This window comes from Acinetobacter sp. ANC 4470 (assembly GCF_002135335.1).
Classification (GTDB): Bacteria; Pseudomonadota; Gammaproteobacteria; order Pseudomonadales; family Moraxellaceae; genus Acinetobacter.
Genome location: NZ_NEGC01000007.1, coordinates 1 through 17,823, shown reverse-complemented (window position 1 = coordinate 17,823; position 17,823 = coordinate 1). Strand labels below are relative to the sequence as shown.

17 protein-coding genes are annotated in these 17,823 nt (G+C 39.4%); 11 read left to right on the top strand and 6 right to left on the bottom strand.

Going from position 1 to position 17,823, the window contains the following annotated elements:
* Positions 1–9: 9 nt before the first annotated feature.
* The 3 genes from B9T25_RS11065 to B9T25_RS11055 all read right to left on the bottom strand — a co-directional run bounded on the left by B9T25_RS11065 (position 10) and on the right by B9T25_RS11055 (position 3,354).
* The gene (locus B9T25_RS11065; protein ID WP_086188483.1) at positions 10–1,209 is read right to left on the bottom strand and encodes an NAD(P)/FAD-dependent oxidoreductase; all 1,200 of its coding nucleotides are present in this window, start codon (positions 1,207–1,209) and stop codon (positions 10–12) included.
* 66 nt (positions 1,210–1,275) lie between these two features.
* Positions 1,276–2,145, bottom strand: a complete 870-nt coding sequence (locus B9T25_RS11060; protein WP_086188482.1) for a 1-aminocyclopropane-1-carboxylate deaminase/D-cysteine desulfhydrase — start codon at positions 2,143–2,145, stop codon at positions 1,276–1,278.
* A 441-nt stretch (positions 2,146–2,586) separates the two neighbouring features.
* Entirely contained in the window at positions 2,587–3,354 is a 768-nt protein-coding gene (locus B9T25_RS11055) for a hydroxymethylpyrimidine/phosphomethylpyrimidine kinase (protein WP_086188582.1), read from the bottom strand.
* Between the two features lie 101 nt (positions 3,355–3,455).
* Here B9T25_RS11055 and B9T25_RS11050 point away from each other — a divergent pair, with 101 nt between their 5' ends.
* Entirely contained in the window at positions 3,456–4,106 is a 651-nt protein-coding gene (locus B9T25_RS11050) for an HAD-IA family hydrolase (RefSeq protein ID WP_086188481.1), read from the top strand.
* A gap of 105 nt (positions 4,107–4,211) precedes the next feature.
* Here the strand turns inward: B9T25_RS11050 and B9T25_RS11045 are convergent, their stop codons facing one another.
* Entirely contained in the window at positions 4,212–4,676 is a 465-nt protein-coding gene (locus B9T25_RS11045) for an Lrp/AsnC ligand binding domain-containing protein (RefSeq protein WP_086188480.1), read from the bottom strand.
* 138 nt (positions 4,677–4,814) lie between these two features.
* Between B9T25_RS11045 and B9T25_RS11040 the strand changes: the two genes are divergently transcribed.
* The 5 genes from B9T25_RS11040 to B9T25_RS11020 all read left to right on the top strand — a co-directional run bounded on the left by B9T25_RS11040 (position 4,815) and on the right by B9T25_RS11020 (position 10,444).
* A complete protein-coding gene (locus tag B9T25_RS11040; RefSeq protein WP_086188479.1) occupies positions 4,815–6,074 on the top strand; it encodes a D-amino acid dehydrogenase in 1,260 nt (419 codons plus the stop codon).
* Positions 6,075–6,109: 35 nt separating this feature from the next.
* On the top strand, positions 6,110–7,210 hold the full coding sequence (gene alr, locus B9T25_RS11035) for an alanine racemase (RefSeq protein ID WP_086188478.1): 1,101 nt from the start codon (positions 6,110–6,112) through the stop codon (positions 7,208–7,210).
* Between the two features lie 10 nt (positions 7,211–7,220).
* Complete coding sequence (locus B9T25_RS11030; protein ID WP_086188477.1) at positions 7,221–7,580, top strand: RidA family protein; 360 nt, start codon at positions 7,221–7,223, stop codon at positions 7,578–7,580.
* A gap of 155 nt (positions 7,581–7,735) precedes the next feature.
* Positions 7,736–9,166: an amino acid permease gene (locus B9T25_RS11025; protein ID WP_086188476.1), complete on the top strand. Its 1,431-nt coding sequence runs from the start codon at positions 7,736–7,738 to the stop codon at positions 9,164–9,166.
* A gap of 162 nt (positions 9,167–9,328) precedes the next feature.
* Positions 9,329–10,444 (top strand): acyltransferase family protein, encoded by a 1,116-nt coding sequence (locus tag B9T25_RS11020; protein WP_086188475.1) that lies wholly within the window; start codon positions 9,329–9,331, stop codon positions 10,442–10,444.
* Positions 10,445–10,574: 130 nt separating this feature from the next.
* Here the strand turns inward: B9T25_RS11020 and B9T25_RS11015 are convergent, their stop codons facing one another.
* Together B9T25_RS11015 and B9T25_RS11010 are read right to left on the bottom strand one after the other, a co-directional pair.
* A complete protein-coding gene (locus B9T25_RS11015) occupies positions 10,575–11,027 on the bottom strand; it encodes a CopD family protein (RefSeq protein WP_086188474.1) in 453 nt (150 codons plus the stop codon).
* A gap of 19 nt (positions 11,028–11,046) precedes the next feature.
* A complete protein-coding gene (locus B9T25_RS11010) occupies positions 11,047–12,276 on the bottom strand; it encodes a beta-ketoacyl synthase N-terminal-like domain-containing protein (protein WP_086188473.1) in 1,230 nt (409 codons plus the stop codon).
* 278 nt (positions 12,277–12,554) lie between these two features.
* On the opposite strand from B9T25_RS11010, the gene B9T25_RS11005 reads away from it, so the two are divergent.
* The 5 genes from B9T25_RS11005 to B9T25_RS10985 form a co-directional block, all read left to right on the top strand.
* Positions 12,555–13,988, top strand: coding sequence for an EcsC family protein (locus tag B9T25_RS11005; RefSeq protein WP_086188472.1), 1,434 nt, complete (start codon positions 12,555–12,557; stop codon positions 13,986–13,988).
* A 170-nt stretch (positions 13,989–14,158) separates the two neighbouring features.
* Positions 14,159–14,533, top strand: coding sequence for a 30S ribosomal protein S12 (rpsL, locus tag B9T25_RS11000; protein WP_002050319.1), 375 nt, complete (start codon positions 14,159–14,161; stop codon positions 14,531–14,533).
* Positions 14,534–14,710: 177 nt separating this feature from the next.
* A complete protein-coding gene (gene rpsG, locus B9T25_RS10995) occupies positions 14,711–15,181 on the top strand; it encodes a 30S ribosomal protein S7 (protein WP_086188471.1) in 471 nt (156 codons plus the stop codon).
* A 127-nt stretch (positions 15,182–15,308) separates the two neighbouring features.
* A complete protein-coding gene (fusA, locus tag B9T25_RS10990; RefSeq protein WP_086188470.1) occupies positions 15,309–17,447 on the top strand; it encodes an elongation factor G in 2,139 nt (712 codons plus the stop codon).
* Positions 17,448–17,539: 92 nt separating this feature from the next.
* Positions 17,540–17,823 (top strand): GTP-binding protein (locus tag B9T25_RS10985; RefSeq protein WP_086188469.1); only part of this gene is annotated, 284 nt, incomplete at its 3' end.

The following is a 17,823-nucleotide window of genomic DNA, read 5'->3' as shown; positions in this document are numbered from 1 at the left end:
CAGTATTTATTAAACATATTGCGATGCGGCATGTGCAGACGCCCATGCCCATTGAAAATTAAAGCCACCTAAATGTCCTGAAACATCTAAAATTTCACCGATAAAGTACAAACCTTTTTGCTTCTTACTTTCCATTGTTTTAGAGGATACTTCTGTAGTATCGACACCGCCCAAGGTCACTTCCGCAGTACGATAGCCTTCAGTTCCAGATGGTTTGACTTCAAAAGCATGTAAACGATTGGCAATTTGTTCTAATTTATCATCGCTCAAATTACCAATAGCCATATCGGCTGATTCAGCCCAAATTAGGCTTTGTAATTCTAAAACGACACTTTTCGGTAAATGTTCAATCAATAAAGTACGCAGCAGAACTTTTGGTTGGCTTTGTTTCTTCACTTTAAAGAAGTCGAGTAAATCTAGATAAGGCAGGAAGTTGATTTTAAAGCTTTGACCGACATCCCAATAGTTCGAAAGTTGCAAAGAACTTGGCCCACTTAAACCACGATGGGTGAATAACAATGCTTCGGTAAAGCTGTTTAAGTCATTAGATAATGTTGCATCGACAGCATTACCACTTAAACGTGTGGTAACTTCCTTAAACTGATCGGAAAAGGTAAATGGAACTAAGCCAGCCCGAGTCTGGTGAATATGATGCCCAAATTGCTTAGCGATGTCATAACCAATGCCTGAACCGCCTAAGGTCGGAACAGATAAACCACCTGATGCGACCACGACTGATTCAGCTTTAAACTGACCGAGTGTAGTTGTTACCTGAAAATCTTGATCGGCGATTGAGGTTACCGCTTTGACTTCACAACTGGTTTTAATCTCGACTAAGCCTGTTTTATCGCATTCAGCTAACAGCATGGCTAAAATTTCTTTGGCACCATTTAGGGTGAAAAGCTGACCATGCTTGCGTTCTTCGTATGCAATGCCATGTTGGCAGACCAAACCAATAAAGTCCCAATTGGTATAGCGTGTCAGGGCAGAAATGACAAAATGCGGATTGTGTGAAATAAAATTTTCAGGTTCGACATACAGGTTGGTGAAGTTACATTTACCGCCACCAGACATGAGAATTTTTTTACCTACTTTATTGGCTTTTTCAAGTACCAGAACTTTACGACCACGTTCGGCAGCCATATAGGCGGTCATCAAACCTGACGCACCTGCACCTAAAACAATGACATCATATTGATTTGAAGACATGAAAAACTCACGGGAGATAAAAGCAGGGCATTATAGACAATTTTGCAGTCAATTTCAGGTTTGATCTTATTTGAAGGTTCTGCCTTGCAAACCACCGCTATGAATGATCAAAATTCTTGTATTTAGGGGGAAGTATTTTTTTTGAATTAAATCAAAAACACCATAGAACATTTTTCCGGTATAGACCTGTTCCAAAGGAATAGCAAAATCCTGTTCAAATTTTTCGATAAATTGCATAAGTTCTACAGGCGCTTTTGCATAACCGCCAAAACAATAATCATCCGTGATGTTCCAGTTTTTTTTGACCGTATATTGGGCAACCTCATGCGATAAAAAATCACCTTTTAACGCAGAAAAACCCAAAATTCTTTGATGCGCTGCACTTGCTTCAATCAGTCCTGAAATAGTGCCGCCAGTTCCAACTGCACAGCAAATTACATCATAATTTTGTCGATCATCTGCGCTTAATATTTCCTGACAGCCTTGGATTGCAAGCGCATTGGTTCCACCTTCAGGAATAATATAATGTTCAGGAAACTGTTGTTTCAATTCTGGTAAATATTCAGGCTGATCTTTTTGTCGATAGTGTTCACGTGAGACAAAATGCAGTTGCATGCCGAAGTGTTGCGCCGTGCTTAATGTTGAATTAAGTACTTTATTACTCAGTTCTTCACCGCGAATGATTCCAACACTTTTTAGACCAAATAGGTGTGCTGCATAGGCAGTGGCAGCAATATGATTGGAATAAGCTCCACCAAAGGTTAGTACTTTCTCAAAGCCTTGTTTTTGTGCTTCAAGGAAGTTGTATTTCAGTTTAAAAAATTTATTGCCCGAAATTTGCGGATGAATTTGATCCAGCCGTTTAATGCTCAGACTGACTGAGACATCAAGCGTTAATTTTTGATAAGCGATGGTTTGGGCAATACTGTCGAACATGGATGAATCTAAATCAATAAGTTCAACAGTATTGTACCCATAGTTTTAGAGAGTAATAAAATTAAAGCTGTTTAAATGAGTCAGTTTCGGTATTGACCGAATGAACTACAGATATATTTGAGTGTAAATTGGGTTTGGCGTTTGAATTTTACTGACTCGCTATTTGTTGTACAGTAAATATCAACAGACCTTAGACTAAATTAATATTTACACCAAAGTATGTGTTAACACATACTTTTTTATGAATCAATGAATCAATGAATCAATGAATCAATGAATCAATGAATCAATGAATCAATGAATCAATGAATCAATGAATCAATGAATCAATGAATCAATGAATCAATGAATCAATGAAACATCTATTACAGCTGTAATGGGGTAAAACCTGATTTCAAAGCTAAAAAAGTATTGATGATCAGGTTTGAATCCATTGGAAAATTAAAAGCGTTTAGGAATTCTCTGTCCATTCGGCACAGGTATTTCAGCTTTTTTAAGTACACCAAATAACCATGTTTCCGCATGGTTCACCGCTTGTTTTAAATCATCGCCCTGCGCTAAACGACCTGCAATAAAACTTGCCAATGAGCAACCTGAACCGTGATATTCCCCTTCAAGACGAGGGCATCGAGTTTCGGAAACCAATTGACCATGGATGTATAAAGCATTGCGAATATAGTCAGTGGTGTCTTCATGTCCGCCTTTGATTAAAACGGCTTGAGCACCCATGGCAAAGAGTTTCGCTGTGGCTTGCTCGATGTCTTGAATACCCGTTAATGCACGTAGTTCTACGGTATTAGGAGTGAGTATTGTGGCCAGTGGAATGAGCTCGATAAATGCTTTGACTAACGTTTCTTGATCACCGAGTGAACCACCACTATTGGCAACGAGTACAGGGTCGAGTACATAAAGATAATCAGGATGCTCACGTAGAAACTCAGCCAAAGCCGCAATATTATCAGTCGTGCCTAGCATGCCAGACTTCACACACTGAATTGGTAAATCACCAACTACAGCATGGGCTTGAGCAAGCAAAAGCTCTTTAGCTGTCGCTTCAAAACCAAACACTTGTTGTGAGTTTTGAATGGTAATGGCAGTACAAGCAATGGCTGCATGTGCACCACTTTGACCAATCGCTTCAATATCAGCCTGTAAGCCAGCTCCGCCTGATGGATCTAAACCAGAAAAGCAAAGTACAGTAGGGCGCACCATGATATCCTTCTTGACAAAATTTGCCTTAGTATAGGCAAATTTGAGCCAAGTCTCGATAGTATTTATTTTGTAAAAATTTAAGTTAAAAGGGTCAGTCTGTGATTAAAAATATTTTAATTGATTTAGATGGGACACTCACTGATCCCAAAGTGGGGATTACCACTAGCGCACGTTATGGTTTAAATAAAATTGGTCATCCCATTGCTGATGATGTCAATATTGATTGGATTATTGGGCCGCCATTAAAAGCATCTTTGGCAAAAATTTTAAATGTCGATGTGCATGATGTTTTGGCTGAACAGGCTTTAATGGGGTATCGCGAACGATTTGCCACCACAGGCTTATATGAAAACCACGTTTTTCCTCAAGTGGCTGAAACCTTAAAAACATTGCAAGAACAAGGCTATCGTCTATTTTTAGCCACGGCAAAACCTGAAGTGTATGCTAAACAAATTTTAGAGCATTTTGATTTATTGCAATATTTTGAATATCCCTATGGCAGTGAATTAAATGGTGAACGTACCAATAAAGGCGATTTGATTGAATATATTCTTAAACAAGAACAGTTAAATTCTACTGAATGTCTGATGATTGGTGACCGTGAGCATGATATTTTTGGTGCGCGTCGTCATGGAATTGAAACCATTGCTGTGGAATATGGTTATGGTTCAAAAACAGAATTAGATGCGGCAGAACCCAAAGCCCGAATTCAACAATTCTCAGAAGTCTTAAGTCATTTAGGGCATTAACCCTGATCAAGCTATTTCGTGATTTTTGACGCGTAAATAGCTTTCTTTACCGCAAAGTCTTGCTAGAATTTATATTTAAGACGATCAGAAGTATCGTCTTAAATTTTATCTCAAATCTAGATACAGTGTTTCTTTCACTTCTTCCATTACGATATAGCTATGTGATGATGCTGATGATGGCAACTTTTTCAGTAAGTCACCCAATAAGCGACGATATGCACTCATTTCTTTTAGTCGTGCTTTGACCAAATAATCGAATTCACCTGAAATAAGGTGACATTCCAATACTTCTGGAATTTCAATTAGGTCTCGGGCAACCTGATCAAATACATCGCCAGATTTAGCCGATAATTTAATTTCTAGAAAAACCAATAAATTACGATTCACCAGTTCAGGGTTAAGCCGAGCATAGTAGCCCATGATAATGCCATCACGTTCTAAACGCTTCACGCGTTCAGAACAGGGTGTGGTGGATAAGTTAATCCGAGATGCCAACTCACTAATTGCAATCCGCCCATCACGTTGCAAGATCTCTAAAATTTGATGATCAATTCGATCTAATTTACGCATCAGTTTTTTCCTTTTTTTAGAGTTATTTCACCCTAAATTTATTAATTTAACTACATTATAGTGCTTAAAACAGTGAAAAAAACTATTTATTGCGAAATATACTAGTTAAATAAACTAAATATACGTAAAGGAAGAGCGATGCGTGTAATTGTCTTAGGTAGTGGTGTTATTGGTGTTGCAAGTGCGTATTACCTAGCGCAGCAGGGAGCAACCGTAACTGTTTTAGACCGCCAATCTGGTCCAGCAGAAGAAACCAGTTTTGGTAATGCAGGACAAATTTCACCTGGATATTCTACACCTTGGGCTGCACCAGGGATTCCTTTTAAAGCTGTAAAATGGATGTTCCAACATCATGCGCCACTTGCCATTAATATTGATGGCAGTATTTGGCAATTGAATTGGATGGCGCAAATGCTTAAAAACTGCAATCCAAATAGTTATGCCATTAATAAAGAGCGTATGACGCGTGTTGCAGAATATAGTCGTGATTGTTTAAGAGAGCTGCGAAAAGAGACTGGAATCAGTTACGAACATCGTTCTAAAGGCACACTACAAGTATTCCGTAATGAAGCTCAGCTTGATGCGGTACAACGTGATATTCAAGTACTTAAAGAGTGTGGTGTGGATTATGAACTTTTGCTTAAAGATGAACTTGCAAAAGTAGAGCCTGCTTTAGAACATGCCAAAGATAAATTGGTCGGTGGTTTGCATTTGCCAAATGATGAAACAGGTGACTGTTATTTATTTACCAATGCCTTAGCAAATTTAGCCAAAGATTTAGGTGTCGATTTCAAATTTAATCAAAATGTTGAAAGACTTGTGGTTGAAGGCGATGAAATTAAAGGTGTTGTGGTTGATGGTCAAGTCCTGACTGCGGATCGTTACGTCTTGGCATTTGGTAGCTACTCGCGTGACTTCCTTAAACCACTCAATTTAAATTTACCTGTGTATCCCGTGAAAGGCTATTCACTCACAATTCCTATTGTTGATCCTGCTTTTGCACCGCAATCGACTGTTCTGGATGAAACCTACAAAATTGCGATTACACGTTTTGATCAACGTATTCGTGTTGGTGGTATGGCGGAATTGAGTGGATTTAATCATGGTCTAAATACAGACCGCCGTGCAACCTTAGAAATGGTCACCCAAGACTTATTTCCAGGTGGTGACTTAGCACAGGCTTCTTTCTGGACCGGTTTGCGTCCAATGACGCCTGATAGCACACCAATCATTGGTGCAACAGCTTATAAGAATTTGTTCTTAAATACTGGTCATGGCACGTTAGGTTGGACCATGGCATGTGGTTCAGGCAAGTTAATTAGTGATCTGGTCATGAATCATAAGCCAGATATTAGTACGGATGGCTTGTCTATTCAGCGCTATCCACATGCTGCATAAAATCATTTAAAATTGATTATTCAAGGAAGAATAAAATGCCACGCCCAATTACTGCAATCATTCATCGTGAGGCATTGCAGCATAATTTGAATATTGCAAAACAACACATGCCAAATAGTAAAGTCTTTGCTGTGGTCAAAGCGAATGCTTATGGTCATGGTATCGAAAATGTCTATTCGTCATTTAAAACGGCAGATGGTTTTGCATTATTGGATATCGCAGAAGCTAGACGATTACGTGAGCTAGGCTGGGCAGGCGAAATTTTATTATTGGAAGGTATTTTCTCAGCACAGGATTTACAGGATTGTCTTGATTTAAATTTGAGTTTTACCATTCATAGTGAACATCAAATCAGTTGGATTGAGCAATTTCATCAAGTTGCTCATTTTGATGTTTATTTAAAAATGAATAGTGGAATGAACCGTTTAGGTTTCAATCCTGAACATTATCAACATGCTTGGCAAAGACTCAATCAACTTGCTCAAATTCAAACCATCACTCATATGATGCATTTTTCGGATGCAGACAGTGATCGTTTTGGTGAGTCTGGTATTGACTATCAATTCAGCATTTTTGAAGAAACGATTCGCGATTTACCTGGTGAAAGAACGGTGTGTAATAGTGCTGCGATTCTCAGACATTCAGCCCTACATTCAGACACTGTACGCAGTGGTATTATGCTTTATGGTAGCTCCCCAGATTATCCAGCACATACCATTCAAGATTGGAATTTACAGCCAAGCATGAGCTTGCGCAGTGAAATTATTGCCATTCAACACATCCAAAATCAGGACAGCGTGGGCTATGGCTCGACTTTTATTGCAGAGCAAGCGATGAAAATCGGCATTGTGGCCTGTGGTTATGCCGATGGATATCAACGCATTTCACCAACGGGAACGCCTGTACTGGTGAATTCAATTCAAACCACAATTATTGGGCGTATCAGTATGGATATGCTCGCAGTAGATATTTCAAATATTAAAGATGCGGATGTCGGGAGCGAGGTTGTGCTTTGGGGGAAATCGTCCAATGGAACGATTCTTCCAATCGATGAAGTCGCTGCAAGTTCAGGAACAATCGGCTATGAACTGATGTGTGCGGTCACCGCGCGTGTCAATTTTATCAATCAAAAATAAGGACATAAGCATGTCAAACAATGATATTCAAAAGATCAACAGCAACGAAGTAATGAGTGCTGTAACCGTGTTTAATCAGGTGGTGTATTTATCAGGCCAAGTGCCAAAAAATACTGATGCAGATGTTGCTGGACAAACGCGTGAAATCTTAGCGACCATTGATGAATTACTGGCATTGGCCAATACAGATAAGACACGTTTATTGTCTGTTCAAATTTATTTAAAAAACTTAGCAGATTTTTCCACAGTAAATGCAATTTGGATTGACTGGCTTCAAGGTTGTGTGGCACCTTCGCGCGCAACAATTCAAGCCGATTTAGTTAATCCAAATTGGCTGATTGAAATCGCAGTAACAGCAGCACAAAAGTAATGTGATGTTGTTGAGAAACAAATGAAACACTCAGAATGAAGCTGAAATGTAATCCATTTCGTTTCATTCTTGGACGGGTAAATCAAATTGAGTAGAAAGCTCAAGTGCCAAAAGCATGATTTACCCGTTGAGGGATATGTTAAAAAGGATATTTTATGACCACTTCAAGCCAACATGAAGACGCACAATCGTCGCCCCATGAGCTGCAGCGAAAATTATCGAACCGCCATTTACAGCTTATTGCTATTGGTGGAGCGATAGGAACAGGACTCTTTATGGGTTCGGGGAAAACCATTTCTCTAGCAGGACCTTCAATTCTGATCATTTATATGATTATTGGTGGGATGTTCTTTTTCCTGATGCGTGCATTAGGTGAAATATTACTATCAAATTTGCACTATAAATCATTTATTGATATGGCTCATGATTTAATCGGGCCAGGGGCAGGTTACTATATTGGATGGTCATATTGGTTAGGCTGGATTTTAGTCGGTATTGCCGATTTAGCCGCTATTATTAACTATTTAGGCTTTTGGTTGCCTCCAGACATGACTTTCACCCCAATGGGACAGGCACTGATTAGCGCAGGCTGTGTGCTCTTTGTTTTAGGGATTAATCTACTTACAGTCAAATTATTTGGTGAAATTGAATTTTGGTTTGCCCTGATTAAAATTTTAGCCATTATTGGTTTGATTTTTATTGGTGGGTTTATGGTGTTCAGTCACTATCAAGCACCAAGTGGTTCAATCGCGAGTTTTAGTAATGTCTGGTCTCATGGCGGGATGTTCCCTAAAGGTGGGGATGGTTTCTTGGCTGGTTTCCAAATCGCACTATTTGCCTTTGTTGGTGTCGAGTTGATAGGTACGATGGCTGCTGAAACAAAAGATCCTGAAAAGAATCTACCGAAAGCGGTCAATGCAATTCCAACACGAATTATCTTATTTTATGTTCTCGCATTATTCATCGTGATGTCTGTTACGCCATGGATAGAAATTCCAGCAGATCAAAGCCCATTTGTGTCATTGTTCTTGCACGCAGGCATTCCAACTTCAGCCATCATCATGAACTTGGTTGTATTATCTTCAGTGTTATCTTCAATGAATAGCGGTGTGTTTTCAACCAGTCGTATGTTATTTGGTTTAGCCAAAGAAGGGCAAGCACCAACTAAATTAGCAGAACTTTCTGCACGTGCGGTTCCTGCGAAAGGCCTTATTTTTTCTTGCGCTTTTATTATGAGTGGCGCGGCATTACAGTATTTTGTTCCGAACACCATAGAAGCATTTACCTTGGCCAGTTCTCTGTGTGTAATTTTGTTTATTAGTATTTGGAGCTTGATTATGGTGTGTTATTTACGCTATAGAAAGTTAAATCCAGAGCTACATACAAAATCAACATTTAAAATGCCAGGTGGTATATGGATGTCCTATATTGTTTTGGCATTCCTATTGTTTACGCTAGTGATCTTAAGCTTAGAGCCAGATACGCTAAAAGCATTAATTATTAGCCCATTGTGGTTAATTATTTTGGTTGTGACCTACCGACTCATGTATAAACCAAGAATGAAGAAGCTGAACAAAAAGCTTTAAAGACTATTTGATTTGAACTTTTAAAAAGGGCTGATGTTGAGACACCAGCCCTTTTTTATTTAGCAACGATAAAATAATGCTTCTTCATTCTTATCAAAAATAAAATGCAATTATATGATCATTATTATTTAATAGAACTCTTTGAAAATAAGAACAGTTTGGATGCGAAATTATAAAATTGATGTACTACGTGGAATCTCCATACTTTTAGTTTTACTCCACCATTTTAATATTCCTTATAAACTGCATGATACATTTTTAGGCGTACATCTTTTTGGAGAAAGCTTGAGTACTTTAATTGCCCGCAATGGTAATTATGGCGTAACCATGTTCTTTGTTATTTCAGGTTTTTTAATTACCCAGCACACATTACAACGCAGTGCTTCACTTGCTCAAATCAATCTCAAAGACTTCTACATTCGCCGTATTGCTCGAATAATGCCATGTTTGGTTTTATTGGTAGCAATGGTGACCATGCTCGGGAGTTTGGGTTTAAAGCCATTTTTGAATCAAGCACCGAATGATATTGAAGTGTCTTATGGTCTAACCGTTTTCTCAGCTTTTACCTTTTGGATGAATATCCTGATTATTAAATATGGCTGGGTGAATTATGCACTTGGTGTGCTGTGGTCATTATCGGTAGAAGAAGTTTTTTATTTGGTTTTTCCAATGCTTTGTTTAATGTTGGGGCGTGGTAAAGGTTTTATTTTATTTTTACTGGCTGTGATTTGTTATGCAGCATATTTCCGTTCATTGCATTTCGGTGAGCAAAGTGGGGCATATCTGTATCATTATTTTTCCAGTTTTGATGGGATCGCAATAGGCTGTTTAACCGCGTTGATTGCACAGAAATTTCAATTGAATGGAAAAATTAACAAGTCTCTCATTCTTTTTATTGGGTTACTGATGATTGGTCTTTATTTATATGCAGCCATTAAAGAGGTGAGCACTTGGGGAATCAGTATTTTTGCACTGTTATCCGCAGTATTAATTTTCTGTTTTGCACAAAATCCTCAAGCAGAAGCTCAATCGAAAATGTCTAAAGTTCTAGTTTGGATCGGGCAACGCAGTTATGAAATGTATTTGTTTCATTTAATTGTTTTGGGATTGTTGAAAGTTTTCTATTTTCCAAAAGAAACATTGCCAACCGAAAAATTAATTTTATTCCCCGTCTTTTTTATCGCGACTTTTATTCTGAGTTGGGCAATTGAAAAATATTATTCAGCACCATTGAGTTTAAAAATTCGAACAACATTGATTAAATCTGAACGTAGATAAAAATTTGCCTGTGATTTTGTAAGGAAACAATCAGCAGTAGGGTATTTTTTCTGTTTGAAGATAAAACGAGAGATAATAAAAAAGCCCCGAATCATTCGAGGCTTTTAAAAATATTCAGGATTAAACAGGATTAAAACTGCGGTTTAACCACCACTAAAATGATCACTGCAAATAAAATCAGGGTTGGCATTTCATTAAAGAAACGCCAGAACTTATGTGATTTGTAATGCGCATTGCCAATCAATTTTTTACGGTAATAGCCACAAACAAAGTGGTAAATTACCAACAGTCCAACCAAGCCAACTTTGAGGTAAAACCATAACGCTTCATGATAGTGACGCGTTGCGTCGCCCCATTCCACCAAAAAGTGCGCCGTGATGAGTGTGGCAATCATAGATGGCCACATAATACCGCGGTACAACTTACGTTCCATGACTTCGAAACGTTGATGGCTGACAGCATCATCACTCATGGCATGGTAAACATATAAACGTGGTAAGTAGAACAAAGCAGCGAACCAGCAGACCACAGCAATAATATGTAATGCTTTTACCCACAAAAAAGCATCGGAAGGTGCATCCATCGATAATCCTATTTAGGGATTATGCATCCCATTTCTTGAAAATGAGGCAGGCGTTTACACCGCCAAAGCCAAAACTGTTACTCATGACAGTATTCAATTTTGCGTCACGTTTTTCAAGTACGATGTCATAACCTTTTGTACCTTCATCAAGTTCAGTGACGTTGATATTTGGTGCAATAAAGTCATTTTGCATCATCAGGATAGAATAAATTGCTTCTTGTACACCCGCAGCACCTAAGCTATGACCTGTCATAGATTTAGTTGAACTGAGTGGTGGTACATGACCTTCACCAAAGGCACGACCCATGGCTTGAAGTTCCGTAATATCACCTGCAGGGGTAGACGTACCATGGGTATTTACATAGTCAATGGTATCTACACCATGTTGTTTTGCTTCTTCTAATGCCATAAGGATACAACGTGTTGCACCTTCACCACTTGGCGCAACCATATCAGCACCATCACTATTGGCAGCATAGCCAACGACTTCAGCCAAGATATTTGCACCACGAGCTTGAGCATGTTCAAGTGATTCAAGCACCACAAAACCACCACCACCAGCAATCACAAAACCATCACGGTCAGCAGAATAAGGGCGAGAAGCTTTTTCTGGTGTGTCATTGTATTTAGAACAAAGCGCGCCCATTGCATCAAACAGTAAGCTTTGTGACCAGTGATCTTCTTCGCCACCACCAGCGAGCATTAAATCTTGTTTGCCCATTTGAATTAGATTGTAAGCATAGCCAATGGCATCAGCAGAAGTTGCGCAAGCACTGGTAATCGAATGCGCTACACCTTGCAACTTAAATGCTACACCCACGTTTGCAGTAATGGTGTTAGACATATTACGCGGTACAAAGAATGGCCCGACTTTACGTGCACCTTTAGTATCTAACAGTTCTTTCATTTCAATGACAGAGGCTGTTGAACCACCACCAGAACCACCCGCGATTCCGTAACGAGGATTGCCAGCTAAATCGTCGACCTGTAAACCGGCATGTTCTACAGCTGCAACTGCAGCGTTATAGGCATACATCGCACAAACACCCATGAAGCGTTTTAATTTACGGTCGATATTGTCAAACTGTTGTTCTGCTGCTGCACTCACGTGGCTTTTAAGATTGAGTTCAGCATAAGTTGGGTTAAAACGTGTCCCAGAAATACCATTTTGCAAAGAATTTGTTACTTCTTCTAAAGAATTACCGATACATGAGTTAATCCCCATGCCAGTGATTACAACACGTTTCATTTACAGATCCCTTATATGGTAATGTTTGAGCAAATGCAGCTAAATAAATCTTTTGCCTCAAGCAAAAACAAGCGCGTTACTCATGTATTTCAATTACATTCATAATAGCAGAAAGATTTTTGAATTCTTATGGCAAATATTATGCCTATTTTCCTGTCTGGGTATTTGTGAAATTCCCACAAAGCAATTAACTAAAACACACACATTAATATTGAGATAAACTTAGACTATACCTAGTATTTATCAATAATTGTAAGAATCGAAAATGAGGATAAAGAATGACTGATAGCAATAATAAACATTCGCATAGTTTCTTCTCAAATGCCTTTGGAGTGGCTAAAAAGATCAGTGCAACTGGAATGAGTGTACTGAATCATGTCGCTTCAGACAGTGTGACGAAGGCGATGCAACCCTCAAAAAATGGTCAGGTGTTTGAGGGGAGTGCTCGTCATATGGGTCCATTTGAATCGCCAAAATACGATAATCCTCAACAAATGCTGCGCGAGTATTTGCCCAATGTTTCTAAACAATTATTGGGTCGTCAATATAGTAAAGTGAATCGTGTTGCAAATTTTGTTTCCCCACAATTTTCAGATAAATTATCAGACTATTTTTTTGATCATCTGAATCAATTTAGCTCGGATTTAAGCTCTGTAGATTTTGTGCTTGATCAAGCAGGCGCACGAGATTTAGAAGAACTGACTCAAGACGTGGATCGTTCCAAGCGAATTAGCCAAGCATTGGCAGAACAAAATAAATGGATTGCATCGGTGCAAGGTGCTGTAGCAGGTGCGACAGGGGTAATAGGCTCAGCGATTGATGTTCCTTTATCTTTGGTGATGTCGTTACGCATGATTTATCAAGTCGGACGCGCTTATGGTTTTGAACTGAATAAAGAGACAGAACAAGATATCGTGCAGTTTGTTTTTAAACAAATTGATTTAGGCATGATTGCAGAGAAACAAAGTGTATTGATGGCGCTAAAAGCTTTGTCCAATATGTTGCAAACACATGATATTTCCCAATTCCAACAAATGCTGGGTTCAAGTAATGATATTGAATCGCTGAAAAAATGGTTGGTGAATGAAAATGGTGAAATGAAATGGGATTGGTTAAGTCACATTCCTAAAGTTTCACTGCTGGGTAAATTGACACCCGTGGTAGGTGCGGGCATTGGTGCTGCATATAGTTGGAAATTGGTTGAAGATGTGAATCAGAAAGCACAACAAATATTTTCACATGCACGAAGTTATTTACAGCAGCATCAGGGCGTAGAATTGTCGGCTATTGCAGCCTACGAAAAATCATTAGAATTATTGGCGCAAGCAACGCCAAAATTGTTAGATCATTTTTCTAAAGTGGATATGGCTGCGAGTGAAATTAAATTAGATCAGGAAATTAAGCTCGATAACCATCAGACCATTTCTAAAGTAACCATTCAGAAAAAAACAGATGCTCTAAAAGTAGATGAAACTGAAAAAGGTCAAAAAGTTCAACAAGGTTTAGAGCAATTGGCTGCACAAATGCTTGAGCAACACGAATATGTAGAACCTCAAAAACCGGCAATCTCTGCAGAAGAATTTGACTTGGATGAATATGCAGCGGACGATAATAGTGTAGAAGAGGGCATTGATCAGTCTGCTCTCATTCAACCTCAAGCAAATGATAAACCTGTTGCTGTAAAGAAAAAAGTTACAAAAAAGAAATCATAAAAGCACGAGATGAAGTCTGGTAAATGCTTTCAAACGGTCTAAATACAAGGAAATGGTCAATATTTGACATCACCTCGAATATTGACCATTTTTCTATCTTCGCTTACAATTGCGTGCCCTCGAAAAGTAGTATTTTTTTTGAGGCTTTTTATTAACGGGAGATTTGCCAAATGGCAACAACAAATCAGTTGATCCGTAAGGGTCGTACGACTTTGGTTGAAAAATCAAAAGTTCCTGCGTTGAAGGCTTGTCCACAACGTCGTGGTGTTTGTACACGTGTTTACACAACTACACCTAAAAAACCTAACTCAGCAATGCGTAAAGTTTGCCGTGTTCGCTTAACTTCAGGTTTTGAAGTTTCTAGCTATATCGGTGGTGAAGGCCATAACCTACAAGAGCACAGTGTTGTTCTTATCCGTGGTGGTCGTGTTAAAGACTTACCAGGTGTACGTTACCATACCGTTCGTGGTTCTTTAGACTGCGCTGGTGTTAAAGATCGTAACCAGTCTCGTTCTAAATACGGTACTAAACGTCCTAAGAAATAATCTTTTAAGATTATTTTTAAGAACGTAGAACCGCAATCCTTTATCGTCTCGCTTGTCTGATTTCTGCATTTAATTTTGTGAAATTCAAGCGACGTGTAGTAAGGCCAGCGAACAGTACATGACACTTTGTACTCATGCTGGATAAACCTGAAGTGTCATATTTATAGGTGTATTAAAATGCCAAGACGTCGCGTAGTCGCTGCCCGTGAAATCCTTCCGGATCCTAAGTTCGGCAGCCAAACAATCGCTAAATTCATGAACCACGTAATGCAAGATGGTAAAAAATCTATTGCTGAAAGTATCGTTTACGGTGCTTTAGATCGCGTTCAAGAAAAAAGCAAAGTAGACCCAGTTGAATTTTTCGAGACTACTCTTGAAAAAGTTCGTCCTATGGTCGAAGTAAAAGCACGCCGTGTTGGTGGTGCTACTTATCAAGTGCCTATGGAAGTACGCCCATCCCGTCGTACTGCCCTAGCTATGCGTTGGTTAGTAGAAGCTGCTGCTAAGCGTTCTGAAAAAACAATGGCTTTACGTCTTGCTGGTGAGTTGCTTGATGCAGCTGAAGGTAAAGGTTCAGCGATTAAGAAACGTGAAGATGTGCATCGTATGGCTGAAGCCAACAAAGCCTTCTCTCACTACCGTTTCTAATAGGTTTAAAGACCTTAATCAGGGTGAGGATAGATCAGTTTTATTGAACTGTCGTCAAAACGCTTTAAGTTGCTATGCAGCTTAAAGCGTCCTGTTTTAAACAACAAATTTAGGAATGCAAGAAATCATGGCTCGTCAAACCCCAATTTCTCGTTACCGTAACATTGGTATTTCAGCGCATATTGATGCTGGTAAAACCACGACTACTGAACGTATTTTGTTCTACACAGGTGTATCTCACAAAATTGGTGAAGTACATGATGGTGCAGCAACAATGGACTGGATGGAACAAGAGCAAGAACGTGGTATTACCATTACTTCTGCTGCTACAACTTGTTTCTGGTCTGGTATGGGTAAACAATTCCCAGAACACCGTATTAACGTAATTGACACCCCGGGACACGTTGACTTCACAATTGAAGTTGAGCGTTCTATGCGTGTTCTTGACGGTGCGTGCATGGTTTACTGTGCTGTAGGTGGTGTTCAACCTCAGTCTGAAACTGTATGGCGTCAAGCAAATAAATATAAAGTGCCTCGTTTAGCATTCGTGAACAAGATGGACCGTACTGGTGCAAACTTCTTCCGTGTTGTTGAACAAATGCGTACACGTTTAGGTGCTCATCCTGTACCTGTAGTAATTCCAATTGGTGCTGAAGAAAATTTCCAGGGTGTTGTTGACCTGATCGAAATGAAAGCAATCATTTGGGATGAAAAATCTCAAGGTATGGAATTCGAATACGGTGATATTCCTGCTGATCTTCAAGCATCTGCTGAAGAATGGCGTACCAACATGGTTGAAGCTGCGGCTGAAGCTAATGAAGAGTTGATGGATAAATACCTAGAAGAAGGTGAGCTTTCTAAAGAAGACATCATTGCTGGTATTCGTGCACAGACTTTGGCTGGTCTAATCCAACCAATGCTTTGTGGTACTGCATTCAAAAACAAAGGTGTTCAACGTATGTTGGATGCTGTGATTGAATTCTTACCATCACCGACTGAAGTTAAGCCAATCGAAGGTATTCTTGACGACAAAGCTGAAACTAAAGCTATTCGTGAAGCATCTGACGAAGCGCCGTTCTCTGCACTTGCATTCAAAATTATGAATGACAAATTCGTAGGTAACTTAACTTTCGTACGTGTTTATTCTGGTGTGCTTAAACAAGGTGACCCAGTATATAACCCAGTTAAATCTAAGCGTGAACGTATTGGCCGTATCGTGCAAATGCACGCGAACGATCGTCAAGATGTTGAAGAAATCCGCGCTGGTGATATCGCTGCATGTGTAGGTCTTAAAGACGTAACTACTGGTGATACACTATGTGATGAGAAAAACATCATCACTCTAGAGCGTATGGAATTCCCAGAGCCAGTAATTTCTTTAGCTGTAGAGCCTAAGACAAAAGCTGACCAAGAAAAAATGTCTATCGCTTTAGGTCGTTTGGCTAAAGAAGATCCATCGTTCCGTGTTCGCACAGACGAAGAATCTGGTCAGACTATTATTGCTGGTATGGGTGAGCTTCACCTTGACATCCTTGTTGATCGTATGAAACGCGAATTTGGTGTTGAAGCGAACATTGGTAAACCAATGGTTGCTTACCGCGAAACAATCAAAAAGACTGTTGAGCAAGAAGGCAAATTCGTACGTCAAACAGGTGGTAAAGGTAAATTTGGTCATGTATATGTTCGTTTAGAGCCTATGAATGTCGAAGAAGCTGGTAAAGAATACCAATTCGTTGAAGAAGTTGTAGGTGGTGTTGTACCTAAAGAATTCTTCGGCGCAGTTGATAAAGGTATTCAAGAACGTATGAAGAATGGTGTATTGGCTGGTTACCCTGTTGTGGGTATCAAAGCGACATTATTCGACGGTTCTTACCATGATGTCGATTCTGACGAATTATCGTTCAAAATGGCAGGTTCTTATGCTTTCCGTGATGGTTTCATGAAAGCGGATCCTATCCTTCTTGAACCGATCATGAAAGTTGAAGTAGAAACTCCAGAAGACTACATGGGCGATATCATGGGTGACTTAAACCGTCGTCGTGGTATGGTTCAGGGTATGGAAGATTTACCTGGTGGTACTAAAGCAATTAAAGCTGAAGTTCCATTGGCTGAGATGTTTGGTTACGCAACTTCTATGCGTTCTATGTCTCAAGGTCGTGCGACCTACTCTATGGAATTTGCTAAATATGCTGAAACTCCACGTAACGTGGCTGAAGGCATCATTTCTAAGTTCCAAACTGGCGGTAAAAAAGGTGACGACGAGTAATCTTTCGATTACTATAAGCCCAAACTAATTCATAGTTAAAAACCAAGTGCTCATGGGTTAACCCCCATGAGTAGTTTAAAAAGGAAGATCTCATGGCTAAGGCTAAGTTTGAACGTAATAAGCCACACGTAAACGTGGGCACAATTGGTCACGTTGACCATGGTAAAACAACTTTAACTGCTGCGATTGCAACAATTTGTGCAAAAACCTACGGCGGTGAAGCTAAAGACTACGCAGCAATTGACTCTGCACCAGAAGAAAAAGCACGTGGTATTACCATTAATACTTCACACGTAGAATACGATTCTGCAGTTCGTCACTACGCTCACGTAGACTGCCCAGGTCACGCCGATTATGTTAAAAACATGATCACTGG

Bases quoted from the DNA above. Each gene is read 5' to 3' on its own strand.
- B9T25_RS11065 (WP_086188483.1), bottom strand. From the start codon at position 1,209: ATGTCTTCAAATCAATATGATGTCATTGTTTTAGGTGCAGGTGCGTCA.
- B9T25_RS11060 (WP_086188482.1), bottom strand. From the start codon at position 2,145: ATGTTCGACAGTATTGCCCAAACCATCGCTTATCAAAAATTAACGCTT.
- B9T25_RS11045 (WP_086188480.1), bottom strand. From the start codon at position 4,676: ATGCGTAAATTAGATCGAATTGATCATCAAATTTTAGAGATCTTGCAA.
- B9T25_RS11040 (WP_086188479.1), top strand. From the start codon at position 4,815: ATGCGTGTAATTGTCTTAGGTAGTGGTGTTATTGGTGTTGCAAGTGCG.
- alr (WP_086188478.1), top strand. From the start codon at position 6,110: ATGCCACGCCCAATTACTGCAATCATTCATCGTGAGGCATTGCAGCAT.
- B9T25_RS11030 (WP_086188477.1), top strand. From the start codon at position 7,221: ATGTCAAACAATGATATTCAAAAGATCAACAGCAACGAAGTAATGAGT.
- B9T25_RS11025 (WP_086188476.1), top strand. From the start codon at position 7,736: ATGACCACTTCAAGCCAACATGAAGACGCACAATCGTCGCCCCATGAG.
- B9T25_RS11020 (WP_086188475.1), top strand. From the start codon at position 9,329: ATGCGAAATTATAAAATTGATGTACTACGTGGAATCTCCATACTTTTA.
- B9T25_RS11015 (WP_086188474.1), bottom strand. From the start codon at position 11,027: ATGGATGCACCTTCCGATGCTTTTTTGTGGGTAAAAGCATTACATATT.
- B9T25_RS11010 (WP_086188473.1), bottom strand. From the start codon at position 12,276: ATGAAACGTGTTGTAATCACTGGCATGGGGATTAACTCATGTATCGGT.
- B9T25_RS11005 (WP_086188472.1), top strand. From the start codon at position 12,555: ATGACTGATAGCAATAATAAACATTCGCATAGTTTCTTCTCAAATGCC.
- rpsL (WP_002050319.1), top strand. From the start codon at position 14,159: ATGGCAACAACAAATCAGTTGATCCGTAAGGGTCGTACGACTTTGGTT.
- rpsG (WP_086188471.1), top strand. From the start codon at position 14,711: ATGCCAAGACGTCGCGTAGTCGCTGCCCGTGAAATCCTTCCGGATCCT.
- fusA (WP_086188470.1), top strand. From the start codon at position 15,309: ATGGCTCGTCAAACCCCAATTTCTCGTTACCGTAACATTGGTATTTCA.